Source organism: uncultured Corynebacterium sp. (assembly GCF_902489365.1).
Taxonomy (GTDB): domain Bacteria; phylum Actinomycetota; class Actinomycetes; order Mycobacteriales; family Mycobacteriaceae; genus Corynebacterium.
In genome coordinates this window covers 1-18813 of sequence record NZ_CABTZR010000018.1, presented here as the reverse complement: position 1 = coordinate 18813, position 18813 = coordinate 1, and the positions used below count along the sequence as shown (strand labels likewise).

General features: G+C 62.1%; 15 protein-coding genes. 4 read left to right on the top strand and 11 right to left on the bottom strand.

Annotation, left to right across the window (positions count from 1 at the left end):
• Positions 1-6: 6 nt before the first annotated feature.
• The 6 genes from smc to RDN59_RS04405 all read right to left on the bottom strand — a co-directional run bounded on the left by smc (position 7) and on the right by RDN59_RS04405 (position 7570).
• Positions 7-3510 (bottom strand): chromosome segregation protein SMC, encoded by a 3504-nt coding sequence (smc, locus tag RDN59_RS04430; protein WP_308606794.1) that lies wholly within the window; start codon positions 3508-3510, stop codon positions 7-9.
• Between the two features lie 10 nt (positions 3511-3520).
• Positions 3521-3826, bottom strand: coding sequence for an acylphosphatase (locus RDN59_RS04425; protein ID WP_308606792.1), 306 nt, complete (start codon positions 3824-3826; stop codon positions 3521-3523).
• Positions 3827-5353 carry an alanine/glycine:cation symporter family protein gene (locus tag RDN59_RS04420; RefSeq protein ID WP_308606791.1) on the bottom strand — a complete coding sequence of 509 codons (1527 nt, stop codon included), beginning with the start codon at positions 5351-5353 and terminating at the stop codon, positions 3827-3829.
• 62 nt (positions 5354-5415) lie between these two features.
• Positions 5416-6249: a bifunctional DNA-formamidopyrimidine glycosylase/DNA-(apurinic or apyrimidinic site) lyase gene (gene mutM, locus RDN59_RS04415; RefSeq protein WP_308606790.1), complete on the bottom strand. Its 834-nt coding sequence runs from the start codon at positions 6247-6249 to the stop codon at positions 5416-5418.
• 14 nt (positions 6250-6263) lie between these two features.
• Positions 6264-7034 carry a ribonuclease III gene (rnc, locus tag RDN59_RS04410; RefSeq protein WP_046648016.1) on the bottom strand — a complete coding sequence of 257 codons (771 nt, stop codon included), beginning with the start codon at positions 7032-7034 and terminating at the stop codon, positions 6264-6266.
• Positions 7031-7570, bottom strand: a complete 540-nt coding sequence (locus RDN59_RS04405; protein WP_308606789.1) for a YceD family protein — start codon at positions 7568-7570, stop codon at positions 7031-7033. Before RDN59_RS04405 ends, rnc begins: the two co-directional genes overlap by 4 nt.
• Positions 7571-7703: 133 nt before the next feature.
• On the opposite strand from RDN59_RS04405, the gene RDN59_RS04400 reads away from it, so the two are divergent.
• On the top strand, positions 7704-8345 hold the full coding sequence (locus tag RDN59_RS04400) for a hypothetical protein (protein ID WP_308606788.1): 642 nt from the start codon (positions 7704-7706) through the stop codon (positions 8343-8345).
• Here RDN59_RS04400 and RDN59_RS04395 read toward each other — a convergent pair.
• Both RDN59_RS04395 and gdhA read right to left on the bottom strand, forming a co-directional pair.
• Positions 8284-9030 carry a DivIVA domain-containing protein gene (locus tag RDN59_RS04395; RefSeq protein WP_049155343.1) on the bottom strand — a complete coding sequence of 249 codons (747 nt, stop codon included), beginning with the start codon at positions 9028-9030 and terminating at the stop codon, positions 8284-8286. The genes RDN59_RS04400 and RDN59_RS04395 overlap by 62 nt on opposite strands.
• A 115-nt stretch (positions 9031-9145) precedes the next feature.
• On the bottom strand, positions 9146-10492 hold the full coding sequence (gdhA, locus tag RDN59_RS04390; protein ID WP_308606787.1) for an NADP-specific glutamate dehydrogenase: 1347 nt from the start codon (positions 10490-10492) through the stop codon (positions 9146-9148).
• 172 nt (positions 10493-10664) lie between these two features.
• Here gdhA and RDN59_RS04385 point away from each other — a divergent pair, with 172 nt between their 5' ends.
• The gene (locus RDN59_RS04385) at positions 10665-11783 is read left to right on the top strand and encodes a glycerate kinase (RefSeq protein WP_308606786.1); all 1119 of its coding nucleotides are present in this window, start codon (positions 10665-10667) and stop codon (positions 11781-11783) included.
• A gap of 14 nt (positions 11784-11797) precedes the next feature.
• Here the strand turns inward: RDN59_RS04385 and RDN59_RS04380 are convergent, their stop codons facing one another.
• On the bottom strand, positions 11798-12196 hold the full coding sequence (locus RDN59_RS04380) for a hypothetical protein (RefSeq protein WP_308606785.1): 399 nt from the start codon (positions 12194-12196) through the stop codon (positions 11798-11800).
• Between the two features lie 36 nt (positions 12197-12232).
• On the opposite strand from RDN59_RS04380, the gene RDN59_RS04375 reads away from it, so the two are divergent.
• A complete protein-coding gene (locus RDN59_RS04375; protein ID WP_308606784.1) occupies positions 12233-13441 on the top strand; it encodes an amidohydrolase in 1209 nt (402 codons plus the stop codon).
• 98 nt (positions 13442-13539) lie between these two features.
• Positions 13540-15930 carry a glycogen/starch/alpha-glucan phosphorylase gene (locus RDN59_RS04370; protein WP_308606783.1) on the top strand — a complete coding sequence of 797 codons (2391 nt, stop codon included), beginning with the start codon at positions 13540-13542 and terminating at the stop codon, positions 15928-15930.
• 154 nt (positions 15931-16084) lie between these two features.
• On the opposite strand, the gene pyk is transcribed toward RDN59_RS04370, so the two are convergent.
• Entirely contained in the window at positions 16085-17506 is a 1422-nt protein-coding gene (pyk, locus tag RDN59_RS04365; protein ID WP_308606807.1) for a pyruvate kinase, read from the bottom strand.
• A 301-nt stretch (positions 17507-17807) separates the two neighbouring features.
• Complete coding sequence (gene lgt, locus RDN59_RS04360; protein WP_308606782.1) at positions 17808-18728, bottom strand: prolipoprotein diacylglyceryl transferase; 921 nt, start codon at positions 18726-18728, stop codon at positions 17808-17810.
• Between the last annotated feature and the right edge of the window lie 85 nt (positions 18729-18813).

Sequence of the window (18813 nt, the reverse complement as noted above, 5' to 3'; positions counted from 1 at the left end):
CCGCCGTTAGCGCGGGGCGTCCACGCCGAGGCGCGTCGCATCCTCCGCCGCCTGTGCTGTGCCCGGCGCCTCACCGGCGCGGGACATGCGCTGCGAAATCACGCGCGTCACGCCATCGCCGCGCATCGTGACGCCATAGAGCACGTTGGCCACGTCCATCGTCGGCTTCTGGTGGGTGATGACGATGAGCTGGGAATCCTTACGCAATTCCTCAAAAAGGGCGATGAGGCGGCGCAGGTTGACGTCGTCAAGCGCGGCTTCCACCTCGTCCATGACGTAGAACGGTGAGGGGCGTGCGCGGAAAATCGCCACGAGCATGGCGAGGGCAGTGAGGGACTTCTCGCCGCCCGAGAGCAGCGACAAGCGCTTCACCTTCTTGCCCGGCGGGCGGGCCTCTACCTCGATGCCGGTGGCCAGCATGTCATCCGGCTCCGTGAGGATGAGACGACCCTCGCCACCCGGAAACAGCGTCTGGAAGACCTTGGGAAACTCTGCTTCCACGTCGTGCCAGGCGTCCGTGAACAGCTGCAAGATTTGCGCGTCCACATCTTCGATAACGCCAGTTAGATCCTTGCGGGCCTGGATGACATCATCCAGCTGCGTGGACAAGAAGCTATAGCGCTCTTCTAGTGCCTTGTATTCTTCCAAGGCCAGCGGGTTGACCTTACCCAAGGAATTGAGGTCCTTCTCCGCCTGCTTCAACCGCTTGGTTTCGGCGGAACGATCAAAATCCTCACCCGGGGTGTAGTCCTTGAGCAGGTCGGGGATCGCAATGCCGAGCTGCTCCACGATTTTCTCCTCGGCCTCGTCCACGCGCACCTGCGCCTGGCTGCGGGCAATCTCGGAGTTATGCGCGGAGTCGGTCAGGCGATCCAGCTGCTGACGGGTCGAGGAGACCGCTTGCTTCGCCGACTGCGCGCGGCCCTGCAGCACACCGCGCTGGGTGACCAGCTCATCGCGTTCTTCGGCCGCTCGCTCGAGTGCCTGCGCGGTGCGGGCAGCCAAATCTTGAGCATGCTTGTCGACGGCCCCCGCCAACCGAGCCTGTGCCTGCCGGCGGGCCATCGCCTGATCGTGGCGGGCCTTGGCTTGGCGCTCGTGCTGGGCTTGGCGCCGCAGGGCCTCTCCCCTGCCCGCTGCCTGGCCGACCTTCTCTTCGGCGCTGCGGGCCGCCAGCTGGGCCTCCACCTCCATGGTTTTAACCTGTTCGAGGGCCGTCGAGGCTGCATCGCGTTCCACCGAGGAGGGTTCATCAGCCTGTTCTTCGGCGTCCACGCGGGACAAGCGGTCACGCGCCTCCGCCAGCTCCTCGCGCAGGCGGGCCAATTGCACTTCGATATCCGTAGCGCGTGCGGCCGCCTTTTCGTGCTCAGCCTTGTTTGCCTCGTACTGCTTGAGCAAGCGCTGGTGATCGCGCTTCCACGCTTCGAGTTCGTGATCGTGCTCCCGCAGTGCGGCCGTGGCGCTCGCCGCACCCACGCGCGCATCGTCCGCCGCGAGCTTCGCGCCTTCTAGGGTGCCCGATAGCTCCTCCAGCTCGTGGGTGGCGGTCTCCAGATGTTGCTCGGCCTCTGCAATCTGGCCGCTTACCTCAACGGTGGAGACGGCGCCCGTTCCTGCCTCCACCCAGCCTTCGCCGACGAGCAGGCCCTCAGAGGTCACAGCCCGCAAGCGCGGATCCTCCGCAATGAGTTCACGGGCCGCGCCATAGTCATCAACTAGGACCACGTCGGAGAGCAACCGCGTCACCGCCGCTGAGACTTCTGGGACCAAGACCATCTGGTCCAACAACCAGCGAGCACCGGAAGGTAAGTCCGCGTCAAGGCGCCAAGCTGAACCGGTGGGTTCCGCGGCTACGTCGATCAGCGGCGTGCGGCTCGCCTCCGCAAGATCGCGCACAATATCCCCGCTCACCGCGCCGGCTTGTGCTTCGGCGAAAGAACCCAGCGCAGCGGCAACGGCCGTCTCATAACGCGTGGAGATGAACTCCGCGAGAGGTTTAAAGCCCTCACCGAGATCCAGCGCTTCCGGAACGGTCTGGCCCAGAGTGTCGATCCGAGCGCGCAAACTGTACACGCTGCGCTCGTGCTCCCGCTGGGCATCACGCAGCTGCTCCAAGCGTTTATCGGCCGCGGCGGACTCGCTGGCCGCGCGCACATGTGCTTCCTCCAGCGGCTCACGCTCGGCAGCCAGGTGTTCCAGCTTGTCCGCCACCTCATCAGCTTCCGCCTGCGCTCCCCTAGTGCGCGCCTTCGTATTCGCTAAGGTCTCTTCCTGTCGCGCCAACTCGGACTCCGCGGAACTTACTTGACCGGCTAAGTTCTCCTCGGCGGCGATGAGACGAACCACGCCTTCGCGGCGATCCGCAATGGCGCGCAGCTGCGCCATGTGTTCCTTATCTGCGGCCTCGAAGGCTTCCCGGCGCTCGGCTACTTCCTCCCGGATCGATTCCAAGCGCTCTGCAGCCTCCTCGGCGGCGGCCAGCAACTCTTCGTGCTCCTCATCAGCCCGCTGTGCGCGCGCCTCCAACTCCTCCGGATCCTGGCCCGCGTAGGCCACCTGTGAGCCAACGTTGCTGGCGCGCTCGGCCGCGATGCGCTGCGTGGCGGAGATTCGCTCGCTGAGGGTCGATAACTCGAACCACAGCTTCTGCGCGGCCTCCGCGCGCGGAGTGACATCCCCCAGCTCGGCTTCTACCTCGAGCTGGATTTCGGTCGCCTCTTCCAGCTGGGCGGTCACTTCCTCGACCTGCTCGGCGAGCACCGCCGCGCGCTTCTCAGCATCCTCGAATGTCGCGCGCAACCGCACCACGCGGTCGCCGGCAAGACGCAGGCGGGCATCGCGCAAATCCGCCTGCACGGTGGCTGCGCGCTGGGCGGCCTCCGCTTGGCGCGCCAGCGGCTTGAGCTGTTTGCCCAGCTCATCGGTCAAGTCCTGCAGGCGATCCAGGTTGGCCTGCATGCCCGTCAGCTTGCGTTGCGCTTTTTCCTTGCGGCGGCGGTGTTTGAGCACGCCCGCGGCTTCTTCGATATAGGCGCGGCGATCCTCCGGGCGGGATTCCAGAATCTCCGCCAGCTTTCCCTGGCCCACGATGATGTGCATCTCGCGGCCAATGCCGGAATCAGACAGCAGCTCTTGGATATCCATGAGGCGCGCCTTCGCCCCATTGATCTCATATTCGCTCGCGCCATCCCGGAACATGCGGCGGGTGACGGAAACCTCCGAATACTCGATGGGCAAGGCACCATCGGAATTGTCAATCGTCAGCGTGACCTCAGCGCGGCCGAGGGCCTTGCGGTCCCCGGCACCGGCAAAGATGACGTCCTGCATCTTGCCGCCGCGCAGCGTCTTGGCGCTGCCTTCACCCATGACCCACGCGAGAGCATCGACGACGTTTGATTTACCCGAGCCATTCGGCCCCACCACGGCACAGATGCCAGGCTCGAATTTCAGATTCGTCGCGGACGCGAAGGACTTGAATCCTTTGAGCGTGAGCGATTTGAGGTGCATTCGAATAAGTTTAGCGCTCGATGAAGCCCGACTCACCGCGCGGTGCGGCCCACTGCTCCACCACGGCGTTCACCATGCCCGGGCGGCGCGTCGTCGACGGTTCTTCACGCAGCAAGGCCAGCAGCCTCTCGCAGTCAGCGCGCGGGCCTTCAGCAACCACCTGGACGCGACCATCCTGCAGGTTCGTCGCGTGTCCTGCCAGCCCTAGTTCGAGAGCACGGGAACGCGTCCACCAGCGAAAGCCCACGCCTTGGACGTGGCCATGAACGAAAGCCGTGAGCCGTTCATTCCCTGTGGCTGCTGCCTGCTGCGCCATTTAGTACTCCCTCAAGTTCGTGCGATCACCCAAGTCGTGCTCGTGCTTGAGGCGGCGGCGGTCCTCCGCGCTGCGGCGGGTTACCGGATCCGTGCCATCCCAGCACTCAACGTTCTGCAATTCCGGCAGCATATCACGGTGGAAGACGGGATCCAGGCCCTTGCGGCGCTGCTCGTTGTAGTTCTTCAGCAGCTTGATGGCCACGCCCGACAGCGGCACGATGGCGCACACGTTGAGCAGAACCATGATGGCAGCGCCGGTATCGGCCAGGTCGAACACGGTGCCCAGCGGGGCCACTGCACCATAGAAGACGAAGGCCAACACGATGAGACGGAAAGCCCACAGCACCCACTTCTTCTCCGAGAGGTATTCCACGTTGGACTCGGCAAGGTAGTAGTTGCCCAGAATCGAGGAGAAGGCCAGGAAGAACAGGATGAAAGTGACAAAGTGGATGCCCCACTCTCCCACCACGCCGGAGAGCGCATTCTGGGTCAGCGTCACGCCCTCAATCGCATCAGAGCCGAAACGCTCGAAATCAGTGCCCAACAGAATGATGAAAGCGGTAATCGTACACACCACCAGGGTGTCGAAGTACACGCCGAGGGTCTGCACGAGGCCCTGCTTGACTGGGTGGGATACCGTCGCAGTAGCTGCTGCGTTCGGCGCCGAACCTTCGCCCGCTTCGTTGGAGAACAAACCACGCTGGATGCCCTTGAGCATGGCCATGCCCAGTGTCGCGCCAGCAGCCTCACGGAAGCCGAAGGCGGAGCCCACAATCGAGACGAACATGTCCGGCACCTTGTCAAAGTTCACAATAACGACGATGAGGCCCAAGATGAGATAGGCGCCTGCCATAAACGGCACGATAAACTGGGTCATCGAGGCGATGCGTTGCACTCCACCAATGATGATGAGACCGGCTACAACGACGATGGCTATACCCACGCCTGCCTTGAAGGCCTCGGAATCCTGGCCAAAAGAGGCCGCCAAAGAATCGGAAATGGCGTTGGTCTGGAACGCATTGTAAAACCAGCCAAAGGTAATGGCGATGGCCACGGAGAAGATGGTTGCTAAAGGTTTCCACCCCAGGCCACGGGACATGTAATAGGCCGGGCCACCGCGGTAGGCGTCCCCCTCGCGCACCTTCCACAGCTGCGCCAGCGTGGACTCCACGAATGCTGTCGCACCACCCAGGATGGCGATGAGCCACATCCAAAACACCGCGCCGGGCCCGCCCACGGAGATAGCCACGGCCACGCCTGCAACGTTGCCGGTGCCCACACGAGAGGCCGCTGAAATGGTAAATGCCTTGAAGGCAGAGATTCCGCCGTAGTCGGCGTCCTCATCGACGCCGACGCCCTTGGGCTTCTCGACGACCGCCTTGAACATGTCCGGCACCATGCGGACCTGCACCACGGCGGTGCGGATGCCGAAGAAGAGGCCCGCGGCAATGAGCAGCCAAGGCAGGACATAGGACCACAGGCTGTCGTTAATGACACCAATCACGGTGCTGAAGAATTCTTGCATGGGTTACACATTAATAACTATCCCCAGCATCGTCCTAGTCGGCTGCCCTAGTGGGCGGCCGACTACTTCCCCGAGCCGCGGTGCTGACAGGACGGGCAATAGTGAGTACCACGCCCGCCAAGCACGGTTTTCAGGATTACCTCACCGCAGCGATCACAGGGCTGGCCACCCCTGCCATAGACATGTAAGGAACGGTCAAAATATCCCGATTCGCCGTTGACGTTGACGTACAACGCATCAAAGCTGGTTCCGCCAACGGCGAGCGCCGCGCGCATGACATCGGCGGCCGCGGAAATCACAGCGACGGCATCGCGCTGCCGCAGAGCGCTAGCCTTCTTCAGCGGAGAAACCTGGGCCGCCCACAGCGCCTCATCGGCATAAATATTGCCCACCCCGCTGAGCACCGTTTGGTCGAGCAGAGCCACCTTGACCGCGGTGTGTTTCGCGCGCAAGCGCCTCCCTGCCGCGGTCAGGTCGAAGTCTGCTTCGAGAGGATCGGGAGCGATATGCGCCATGCTCAGCCACGGCCTGAGACGCCAATAACCGAAGGTGCGTTGGTCCACGAAGCTGAGGCGGGTGGCGTCGTCAAGCACGGCGGCGATGCGCACATGCGGCGAATCTACCTCACCGATCCGCACCTGCCCCGACATGCCGAGGTGGATGAAGAGTACATCGCGTGCTGGGTCGGTGTGGTCCTCGTCGGCGAACTCCAGCCACATGAACTTGCCGCGGCGCGCCACCGCGGCAATCTTCCTGCCCACCAGCAGCGCGGACAGCGGGGCTTCCTGGCCCCGGTTGGCGCGTGGGTGGAGAACCTCTACTGCTGCGAAGGAGCGCCCCACAACATAAGGCTCAAGCCCGCGGCGGACGGACTCAACTTCGGGAAGTTCTGGCATCGAGTCCTCGTGGTTTAGCTTTCTTTGCCGGCGGTGCCCTGCACCAGCAATGGCGTCTCACGCAAGGTTTGGCACGCTTCCTCCGCCGCCTGCTGCTCAGCGAGCTTCTTGTTGTGGCCCGTCCCCCGGCCCACAGTCAAGCCGGCCACGGTGGCCACGGCGTTGAAGGTCTGATCGTGCTCAGGACCCGTCGAGGTGGCCGAGTACACCGGCATCGCGGCCTTCAGCTCCGCGCACAGCTCCTGCAAGGTGGTCTTCCAGTCCATATGACGGCCGGACACCACGGCGTTGTCAATCTTGGCGGCGAACAGCTTCAGCACCACCCCGCGGGCAACCTCAAAACCATGCTGGCGGTAGATAGCCCCCAGGATGGCCTCGGTGGTATCGGCCAAGATGGAGTCCTTGTCGCGTCCTCCGGTGGCCTGTTCGCCCTTGCCTAACAAGACGTGGTCGCCCACACCGATTTCGCGGGCCACGTCGGACAGGCCATAGCGCGACACGATGGACGCACGCATCTTGGAAATATCCGACTCGGGGCGCGAGGGGTACTTGTCGTAGAGCTTGGCCGCGACGGACAAGCCCAAGACCGCGTCCCCGAGGAACTCCAAGCGCTCATTGTTGGGCAGGTGCCCATTCTCATTAGCAAAGGAACGGTGCGTCAGCGCCAAACACAGCAGCTCATCGCTGAGCTCCACGCCGAGTGCTTTCAGCAGCGGGGCGTGGTCTACCTCCGCGAATGCTGCGGCAAGGGCCTGCTCACCGGTCAGTTTCTTCTTCTTGCTCATAGGAATTTCTCCAGCCCAGACCACCGCGGATCAACGCGTTCTTCTTCCCCGGATACACCCGTGGTCACGCCTTCGGGCACGTCCACCTCACAGCCGCCTTCGCACGTTGGCGCAAAGGGAAGGGACAATCCTGCCTCATCGATCACGGTCTGCAGGAGGTCAAGAATCCCGTCCTGAATCTCGGGCACCTCATCGCCCGAACCGCGATCCTCCTCCTCGATCTCATCCCCGCTGACGAAGGATTCCTCTGCGGAAAACACCTGGGACACGTGGAGATCCAGCTCTGGTTGTAGCTCAGCCAAGCAGCGCGCGCATTCACCGCTGAGAGTGCCGGTGACATCAGCATCTACCAACACGCCGGAGCCCAACGGGGTCAAGGTGGCTTCCACCGTGACTTCAGCGCCTTCCGGGATGCCGATCATTTCCACGCCGATGCGCTCTGGCGCGGGTCCGGTCTGCACGCGGTGCTCAGGCAGCGCCTCGGTTCCTTGGCTGCGGAGCAATTCCGTCACGTCGAACTTCAATGGTGATTTCATAGCGCCCACCAGCTTACCCTGTGCTGCCCCCTGCGCCCTAGACTGGCAAGGACCTGAATGCCGGGTCATAGCCACTTAAGCACTTGCGCAAAAGCCTCGATTCTTCTGCTTCAGGCTTTTAGCCTAAATCCCCATGAGCTACACCGCGACGGGCACGGCGCCTCTGGCCGCCACGGCACGCGACCTCGCACTCAGCTTTCCACTGCAGTGCCTTGTCCCCGCCGTAGCACTGGCTGTTGCCGGGGTGGCGTGCCGCCACGTCATCACTCGATACCGCCCGAGCATCTTTGGCGATGCCGGCCTTTCCTTGCACCACGTGGCTCTCGCCAGTGCCCTTGCAGGCGTGATCGTCGGTGCCGTGTCGCTTCTCCCCCTGCACTTTGGGCCGATTGTCATTATTTCTTCGTCGCTGTTCTCACTTTTTGCCGCACTCATCGCGTGGGGCGCGCGGGAGTCCTTTTCGGCCGCTGGCATGGGGATTGGGTTGATGATGCTCACAGTCGGAGCGGTGGATGTGCTGCTGATGCTTGCTGACGCCGCCTGGGACCCTCTCTCAGAACCCCACGCCGTAGACACGGACTTCGGCATCATGTGGCTGCTCTATGCGCTCCCAGGCCTCATCTCCGCCGGACTTGCCGCGGCACTGAGCACCATGTCAGCTAAGGAAGCCGCCCGTATCCGCCGCGCGGAGGAGGCACGCACGTTAGTTCACGTTAGTAGTCGCGGGGCGCGCGGGGTGCACGGCGCCCCGGCTCGCGGTGTTCGCGCGCACTAGTGCGCCCCTCGCCGCGAGACTCCCCGCGGGAGCGCACACCGGCGCCTCGCCGCAGGGCGGAGCGATCATTGTTGACGGTGCGCAGGAGATCCGACAAAGTGGTTTCGAATTCCGCCAGCTTGGCGTCGACGAATTCATCGCACTCGGTGCGCAGTCGGTTGGATTCAGAGTGGGCAGATTCCACGATGCGGTGCGCTTCGTCGTCGGCGCGGCGCACAACTTCGGATTCAGAGACCAAACGGTCCTGCTCGGCCTGGCCAGCAGCAACGGTGCGCTGGTACTCCTCGTCTGCCTGGGCGCGGGTGCGCTCAGCATCAGACCGCGCGTTTTCTACTAGGTTGGTGGCCTCGTCTTCTGCTTGGGCCACCATGGTGGTGGCGCGGTGCTGGGCATCGGCCAGCATGGCGTCGGAGTCCTCGCGCGCACGGGTAACGGTGTCATCGGCTTCTGCGTTGGCATCGGAGATGATGTGGTTCGCGCGTTCCTCGGCACCCTGCAGGATCTCATCCTGCTTATCCAGGACGTCCTGAGCATCATCCATTTCAACGGGGAGGGCGTTGCGGAGATCGTCGAGAAGCGCCAGCATTTCGTGGCGCGGAACCATGCAATTGGAGGTCATGGGAACGGCATAGGCCTGTTCCAGATTGCGAACAAGTTCATCGAGGGACTCAAATACGCGGTACATGGCACCAGCCTATCCAAGCGCACGCGCACTGGGACGTATCCCACGCGGGAAGAAAGAGCGAAAACCTCCCCGACAAGCGGGGAGGTTGAACGCGGATACAGAGATAAGGAAGCGGCTAGATAACGCCTTGGGCCAGCATGGCGTCGGCCACCTTCTTGAAGCCGGCAATGTTGGCGCCCGCTACGTAGTCACCCTCCAGGCCGTATTCCTTGGAGGTCTTGTCGATGTTACGGAAGATATTGGACATGATCTCATGCAGGCGCTGGTCGGTGTACTCGAAGGACCAGGAGTCGCGGGATGCATTCTGCTGCATCTCCAGCGCGGAGGTCGCCACACCGCCCGCATTCGCCGCCTTGCCCGGCGCGAAGGCGATTCCGCTCTCCCCGAAGTAGTGCGCGGCTTCTGGGGTACACGGCATGTTTGCGCCCTCAGCAACGTAGCGGATCTGGTTCTTTACCAGGAGCTTGGCGTCATCGCCGTCGAGCTCGTTTTGGGTCGCACACGGCAGGGCAACGTCGGCGCTGACCTCCCATACGTTACCGCCCTCGTGGTACTCCACACCCGCGCCAGCCTCGCCGGCGTAGGTGGAGATGCGCTCGCGGCGGACTTCCTTGATGTCTTTGAGCAGCTCCAAGTCCACACCGTTCGGCGTCGTGATGTAGCCGGAGGAATCAGACATCGCCACGACGGTTCCGCCGAGCTGCTGAACCTTCTCGGCAGCGTAGATGGCGACGTTGCCGGAGCCGGAAACAATGACCTTGGCGCCGTCGAAGGACTCGCCGTGGGTCTTCATCATCTCCGAGGTCAAGTAGACCAGACCGTAGCCGGTGGCTTCAGTGCGCACGAGGGAGCCACCCCAGGACAGGCCCTTGCCGGTAAGAACGCCAGACTCATGTTTGCCTTCCAGTCGGCGGTACTGGCCAAACAGGAAACCGATTTCGCGACCGCCCACGCCGATATCGCCGGCCGGCACATCGCGATACTCGCCAATGTGGGTGTGCAACTCCGTCATGAAGGACTGGCAAAAACGCATGACCTCGGCTTCGGACTTGCCCTTCGGGTCGAAGTCAGAACCACCCTTGCCGCCGCCGATGGGAAGGCCGGTCAGCGAGTTCTTAAAAATCTGCTCGAAGCCAAGGAACTTGATGATGCCCAGGTTCACGCTCGGGTGGAAGCGCAGGCCGCCCTTATACGGGCCGAGGGCCGAGTTGAATTGCACGCGGAAGCCACGGTTGACCTGAATCTGGCCGTTGTCATCGACCCACGGAACACGGAAGATGAGCTGGCGTTCGGGCTCGCACAGCCGCTCGACCAAGCCATAATCAGCGTAGTGAGGGTCCTTGTTGAGGACGATCTTGAGGGAATCCAGGACCTCAGCGAGCGCCTGGTGGAATTCCGGTTCGCCCGCATTACGCTTGAGGAGCTTGCTGTAATAGTCGGAGATTTGCTGGTCGATGGACATGGGTATCCTTTCATTCGACACCGTGCCTCGCGGTCGGTGCTCCATCCATTGAACAACCGTTAGTTTTCTATCAATCGACCTAAATTGCAAGACGGACGTACTGAGAGACTTTTTAAGCGCAGGTCAGAGGGTGAAAAATTTTCGTCACACACAGCCCCATATACTCGTGAACATGCGCATTCTTGTTGCCCCCGATTCCTTTAAAGGCACCGCCACCGCCGCCGAAGCTGCCGCTGCCATTGCACTCGGCGCGCGCCGCGCGCTGAGCTCCTCCCCGCATGCCGACACGGCGAAGGTACATGCCCTTCCCACGGCCGATGGTGGCGAGGGAACCGCGGAGGTTCTCGCTAGTGCCGCCGTGGCCCGCCACTGCACTGCGGGTCAGACCATTACGCTGCCAACTACCGATGCTGTTGGACGCCTGACCGAGGCCAGCTATCAGCTCGTCGGCACTACAGCCTTCATCGACGTCGCCGCCGCAACTGGGCTGCCTGCTGTCTCCGATGCCCTCGACCCGCTGCATGCGGACTCATATGGCACGGGCGTGTTGGTGGCCGATGCCGAATCGCGCGGCGCCACGCACATCGTTCTCGGCCTCGGCGGTAGCGCCAGCATCGACGGCGGATTGGGCATCCTCGCCGCACTCGGCGCCGCCGCACACGATGCCCGCGGCTATGCCCTCCCCAAAGGGGGTGCGCCGCTGGTCAACCTCGACCACATCGACACGGCGCAACTGAACATGAAGGCGGCCATGTTGGACTACACCTTGGTTACCGATACCCGCGCCGTGCCCATCCAGGCCGCAACAATGTATGGGCCACAGAAGGGAGCCGAGGGCGACCAGGTAGCGCTACTGGCCGGCGCGATGCTGCGGTTGTGTGAGGTCACGGACACCGATCCGGAGGCCGAGTTCTTTGGTGCCGCCGGAGGTATCCCCATCGCCCTGAGCTGGCTATCACGCACGCTGTGGGGCACCTCGGAGCACTGCCGCATCGTGCCGGGCGGCCGCTATGTAGCTGAGGCCCTCGATCTTCCCGCGCGCATCGCCGAGGCGGACCTCGTCCTGACCGGCGAAGGCCGCTTCGATGAACAATCGCTCACCGGAAAGGTGGTAGGCACGCTGGCCGAGCTCACTGGGCCGCCCGCTCTCGGCATCATCGCCGGCTCCGCTACCGCCCCGGCACCGCAGGGAGCGCTACTCGAAGAGCTCGACGGCGACACGCACGCTAGCGTGGCCGAGCAACTTAGCGCCGCGGCCGAGCGCCTAGTGCTGAACTTCCTGCAGAATTAGAGCTTTCTGCGGGACTAAGGGGCTACCTGCACCGCCCACGGGAAGATAGCCGGGCGCTCGTGGGCGAGCTCATCTTCCAGCAACACATGATCCTTCGGCAGCACCGCATGCGGGGTCAGCAGGCGCGCGAGGACCATCGTCAGCTGGTTAACAGACCCCGTCACGCCATCGACGGCGATGGCGTAGCGATACACGCTCGCCCCCTCCAGGTCCCGCTCTTCGTGTTCCTCACGGTAAGTCTGGCGCAGCTGCTCTTCCAACCCCTCTGGGAATACAGGCTCAGGCACACGAGTAACCTCTGCAGAGGCCAGCGAGTTGTTTTCCACCAACTTACGGGTGGCAGTGCTAAAGATTTCGGCCACACGCTCCGCTTGGGCATCCGGCACCAGAACATCAAAGTGAATCATTGGCATGTAGGTAACCCTACCCAAACTTCAAGGACGGTAACTATGGCAGATCCCACACTTTCCACGCTGACTGCACTCCTTTCGGAGGACGCCGTTGATCTCAGCTGGCAACGCGCCTTCTACGAAGATCTGCATGCCCATCCGGAGCTGTCGCACGAAGAGGAACGCACCGCCGGGCGTATCCTCGACCAACTAGAGAACTACGACTGCGAGCTCGTCACCGGCATCGGCGGCCACGGCATCGTCGCCATTTTCCGCAATGGCGACGGCCCCACCGCCCTGATGCGCGCCGACTTTGATGCCCTCCCCGTGACCGAGGAAACCGGCGTGCCCTTCGCCGCCACCAACGGGGCAATGCACGCGTGCGGGCACGATGTGCACGCCACCGCACTGCTCGGCGCGTGCGCGATTCTCGACGCCCACCGTGCAGCCTGGCGCGGCACCTTCCTAGCACTGTTCCAGCCGGCGGAGGAATCATCCATGGGCGCCAAGTACATGATTGCTGATGGACTCACCGACCGGGTCCCCACGCCGGATGTCTGCCTAGGACAACACGTCATGCCCGGTCCTGCCGGCCAAGTGCAGTCCACCGCCGGCCCCATCCTGGCCGGCTGCGATTCCCTCCGCATCCGCATCACGGGGCGCTCCGCGCACGCTTCCATGCCACATGAGGCCATCGATCCGTCCTACGTGGCCGCCATGGTGGTGACCCGCCTGCAAGCCATCGTCGGCCGCGAAGTACCTCCCCACGACTTCTTCGTCATCTCGGTGGGTGAGCTGCACTCGGGCGACAAGAACAACATCATTCCAGGAAGCGCCGAGCTGGTCCTCAACACCCGCTACTACAAACCGGAGTTGGCCAAGCGCGTCTACGCTTCCCTCGAGCGCATGGTGCGCGCTGAATGTGAAGCATCGGGATGCCCCGCTGAACCCACCTTCGAGTATTTCGCCCACGGCGAAGTCACCGACAACGCCGCCGCCGCACATGAGACCGTTCGCTCAGCCTTCGACGCGGTCTTTGGTGATCTCTCCGTCACTGCCACGCCCTCCACCGTGTCCGAGGATTTCTGCTACCTCCCGCAGGCCTGGGGCGTGCCGTACTACTTCTGGTTCATCGGTTCCACGCCGAAGGACCTCCTAGACAACCCGCCGGTCAACCATCAGTCCACGTTCCTCCCGGACTATGAGCCCACCATGCGCTCAGCTACCCGCGCTGGGGCTGCCGCCGTGCTGTCTTTCTTTGGGAACTAGTCTTCCGTACTCAGCGCGGTCTGCGAGTGAGTACGGAACTGATTAAGCTTGAGAGTTGGTATTTTTCCGCATTTTTATGCCTAAGGTGAAGGATTCTCATGAGTCAACCCCAGCACTCCGATTTTCAGACCGCAGTTCCTGGACACGTCCGCGCCGCCGCCGGCGTCTCCCCCACCGCTGCCACCGACCGCAAGTTCTGGTCCGGACTGTCTTCCTCGGTAATGGACCAGATTGCGGACAACTGGGAAGCCACCCGCAGCGCCTACGCCGCCACCCGCCAGCAGCACTATTTCTCGGCTGAATTCCTGCAGGGTCGAGCCCTGCTCAACAACCTCACCAACATCGGCCTCGTCGACGAGGCCCGCGCCGCCACCCAGGCCACCGGCCACGAGTTGGCCGATGTCCTCGAGGCCGAGCACGATGCCGCACTAGGAAACGGCGGTTTGGGCCGCTTGGCTGCCTGCTTCCTCGACTCCGCTGTCACCCAAGACTTCCCCGTCACCGGCTACGGCCTGCTCTACCGCTACGGCCTGTTCCGCCAGTCCTTCGACAACGGCTTCCAGCGCGAAGAGCCGGATGCGTGGATGGAGAATGGTTATGACTTCATCATTCGCCGCGCCTCCGAGCAGCGCCTAGTGCATTTCGATGACATGGACGTGCGCGCTATCCCCTATGACATGCCAATTACCGGCTATGGAACCGACAACGTGGGCACGCTGCGCTTGTGGAAGTCCGAGCCCATCGATGAGTTCGACTATGACGCCTTCAACTCGCAGCGCTTCACCGAGGCCATCGTGGAGCGCGAGCGCGTCATGGATATCTGCCGTGTCCTCTACCCCAACGACACCACCTATGAAGGCAAGGTCCTTCGAGTTCGCCAGCAGTACTTCTTCATGTCCGCCTCGTTGCAGCAGATGATTGACAATTACATCGAGCACCACGGCGAGGATCTCACCGGCTTCGCTGAGTACAACTGCATCCAGCTCAATGACACCCACCCCGTACTGGCCATCCCAGAGCTGCTCCGCCTGCTTCTCGACGAACACGGAATGGGCTGGGACGAGGCGTGGAAGGTCGTCACCGAGACCTTTGCCTACACCAACCACACGGTGCTGGCAGAGGCCCTGGAAAGCTGGGAGATCTCCATCTTCCAGAAGCTCTTCTGGCGCATCTGGGAGCTCGTGGAAGAGATTGACCGCCGTTTCCGCGAGGACATGGCCCAGCGCGGCCTCGACCAGGGCCGCATCGATTACATGGCCCCGGTGTCCGATGGCCACGTCCACATGGCCTGGATTGCCTGCTACGCTGCTTACTCCATTAACGGCGTGGCGGCGCTGCACACCGAAATCATCAAGGCGGACACTCTGTCTGAGTGGTATGAACTGTGGCCGGAGAAGTTCAATAACAAGACCAACGGCGTCACCCCGCGTCGCTGGCTGCGCATGTGCAACCCGCGCCTGTCCGACCTGCTCACTGAGCAGGCTGGTTCCGATGCCTGGGTCACCGATCTGACCGAGCTGGCCAAGCTGGATTCCTTGGCCGAGGATGAGAAGGTGCTGCGCCAGCTCATCAACATCAAGCGCGCCAACAAGCAGGACTTTGCCGCATGGATCGAGGCACACCAAGGCGCCACGGTGGATCCGGATTCGATCTTCGACGTCCAGATCAAGCGCCTACACGAGTACAAGCGCCAGCTGATGAACGCTCTGTACATTCTGGACCTGTACTTCCGCATCAAGGTCGACGGCGAAACCGTTCCGAAGCGCACCTTCATTTTCGGTGCGAAGGCCGCCCCGGGCTACGTTCGTGCAAAGGCCATCATCAAGCTCATCAACACCATCGGTGACTTGGTCAACAACGACCCGGCCACCAAGGACGTGCTCAATGTGGTCTTTGTGGAAAATTACAACGTCTCCCCTGCCGAGCACATCATCCCTGCCGCCGATGTCTCCGAGCAGATCTCCGTGGCCGGCAAGGAGGCCTCCGGTACCTCCAACATGAAGTTCATGATGAACGGTGCTCTGACCTTGGGCACGATGGATGGCGCCAATGTGGAGATCGTCGAGGCAGTGGGCGAAGAGAATGCCTACATCTTCGGCGCCCGCAACGAGGAGATCCCGCAGCTTCGCGCCGAGTACAACCCGGGCGAGCTCTACAACACGATTCCAGGTCTGTCCCGCGTCCTCGATGCCTTTACCGATGGCACGTTGGGCTCTGAGAATGCCGGTATGTTTGGGGATCTGCGCTCCTCGCTGCTCGACGGCTTTGGCGAGCACGCTCAGGACACCTACTACGTCCTCGGAGATTTCGCAGACTACCGCGAGACCCGTGACCGCATGGCTAACGACTATGACGCCGACGAGATGGCATGGGCCAAGAAGGCCTGGCTCAACATCTGCTACTCCGGGCGCTTCTCTTCCGACCGCACCATCGCTGACTACGCCAACGAGGTGTGGAAGCTGGCCCCGACCCCCATTTCCAACGTCTAGACAAAAAGGGGTTAATAGACGCACTATTTCCTATTAACCCCTTGACGGGCTTTCCTCACAGACAAAGCGCCACCTCACCACCGTTCCTCCTTCCACTTAGTGGGTAAGGAAGCAACCGGGGTGAGGCGGCGCTGTCTGCTTATCTGCGACAGTATTACTTATCGCGCAGGGTCTGACCCAGTTCGTGGACCTGAATCATATTCGTGTTACCGGAGATTCCAGGAGGGGTACCGGCGATGACGATAATCATGTCGCCCTCCTTGTACTTGTCCATCCCCAGCAGAGCCTCATCGATGGCTGCCATCATGTCATCGGTGGACTCAACCGCTTCACTCAGGAACGTCTCCGCGCCCCACGTCAAGGCCAGCTGCGAGCGCACCGCCGGGTGCGGGGTAAAGGCCAAGAGCGGCAACGGGGAGTGCAGACGAGCCACGCGCTTGGCGGTATCACCGGACGTCGTAAAGGCCACGATAGCCTTCGCGTTAAGGCGCTCAGCAATATCGCGTGCGGAGTAAGACACAACGCCGCGCTTGGTGCGCGGGACGTGCGTCAGCGGAGGAACCTGGCCGCCCTGCTCAGCATTCATCACGATCCGGGACATCGTGCGCACAACATTGTGGGGGTCGATGCCGACGGAGGTCTCACCGGAGAGCATGACCGCATCGGCGCCATCGAGCACTGCGTTGGCAACGTCAGAGGCCTCCGCACGAGTCGGGCGCAGGTTGGAGATCATCGAATCGAGCATCTGCGTTGCCACGATCACCGGCTTGGCGTTCTCACGAGCGATCTGGATAGCGCGCTTCTGGAACAGCGGAACCTGTTCCAGCGGAACCTCGACGCCGAGGTCACCGCGGGCGATCATGATGGCATCGAAGGCTAGGACGATGGACTCGAGGGCGTCGACTGCCTCCGGCTTCTCGAGCTTGGCGATGACCGGAACACGACGGCCCTCCTCATCCATGATCTCGTGGACTTTGTCTACGTCAGCCGGGGAGCGCACGAAAGACAAGGCAACCATGTCTACGCCGAGCTTCAAGGCGAAGCGAAGATCTGCGATGTCCTTTTCCGACAGCGCCGGAACAGAAATGTCCATTCCCGGCAGGGACACGCCCTTGTTGTTCGAGACCGGTCCGCCCTCGGTAACCTCGCAGACAACGTCGTTGCCATCGACTTCCTTGCACACGACGGCGACCTTGCCGTCGTCGATCAGCAGGCGGTCACCCGGCTTCGCGTCCTGCGCCAAGTTCTTGTAGGTGGTGGACACGCGGTCGTGCGTGCCTTCGACGTCATCAACGGTGATGCGGACGATGTCGCCGTCCTTCCACATCTCTTCACCGTTGACGAAACGGCCTAGGCGAATCTTCGGGCCTTGCAGGTCCGCCAAGACGCCGACTGCGTGGCCGGTCTCATCGGTGGCCTCGCGGACCCAGCGGTAGTTCGCCTCGTGGTCCGCATGCTCGCCGTGGGACATGTTCAGACGCGCCACGTTCATGCCTGCTTCAACAAGCCCAAGAATTCCTTCCTTGCTTGCGACTGCAGGACCCAACGTACAAACGATTTTGGTTCTTCTATCCAACATGGAGTGCCTTATTCACATCGGGAGTTTCTAACGGTTCCTAAACTACCCCCGTTTACTGGTGTCGGCCACCACGAACGAAGCTCATGCCGGGTTTTTCGACCCGTAACGCCGGTATTCCAAGCGGAACACGCGACGCCCACATTACAGCTACAAACGGTAATAACCGGGCACATCCGGGCATTTCAGTTCCGTCGCACTGGTCTTTAGGTTGCTGTGTTAGGGGCCGCAAAAGCCACGTGTGATCCCGGCTACTCCACAGAATCTCACGGACTATATCCGGTGGGCACTACCCGCATCGTCACCATTTAGACTCACCGGCTCTACCCTCGGCAGCGCTGCCCACCGCAGTCTCGGTAGCGCGGGTGGGATCGACTTCCTCCGGCGATTCCTGCCCGCGCGGCAACCGGAAGTACACGATAAGCGCCACGACAAAGCAGACCACGGAAACGATGACGTTGACCCGGAGTCCGAAGATGTGCGTGGCGTCGTCCGCACGCATATTTTCCACGACGAAGCGGCCCGCTGTGTACCCGGCAACATACAGCGCGAAGACGCGACCATGGCCAAGCTTGAACGCCTTATGCGCCCAAAGCAGGAACACGCATACCGCCACGTTCCACACAAGCTCATAGAGAAAGGTCGGATGCACAGAGGCCACTATTTCCCCAGTCGAGCGGCCGCTGATGGGCGCATACTCACCACTTTCATTAACTCGGTAGTAGATGTCGAGGGCCCACGGGACAGTGGTCTCACGGCCATACAGTTCCTGATTAAACCAATTGCCCAGGCGGCCAATGGCCTGGGCTAGGATTAGCCCTGGGGCGACGGCATCAGCAAAGGGACCCAACGGAATACCCTTAATCTTGAACATGATCCACAGAGCCACCGCGCCCAGCGCGACTGCGCCCCAGATACCGAGCCCCCCGTTGGTGATTTTCACTGCATCGATGGGATCACACGTGGAGCAAAAGTACTTATCGTAATCCGTAATCACGTGATAGAGGCGCCCGCCAATGATGCCGGCCGGGATCACCACTAGGGCAGCATCCCACACCACGTCAGGGTTGCCACCGCGAGCGGTATAACGGCGCAGCGTCATCCACATCGCGACGAGAATGCCGACGATGATGCACATGGCATAAGCACGAATCGGGACCGGGCCGAGATGCCACACGCCTTGTGGCGGGGAAGGAATATTGGCGAGGTTGTAAATCTGCACGGGAAACAGTGTGCCTGAAAATGACGGCCGCTACAACGCGCTTAGCTTCTACGCGAAGGGGCTTAAGGGACATTTCGTGTGGATA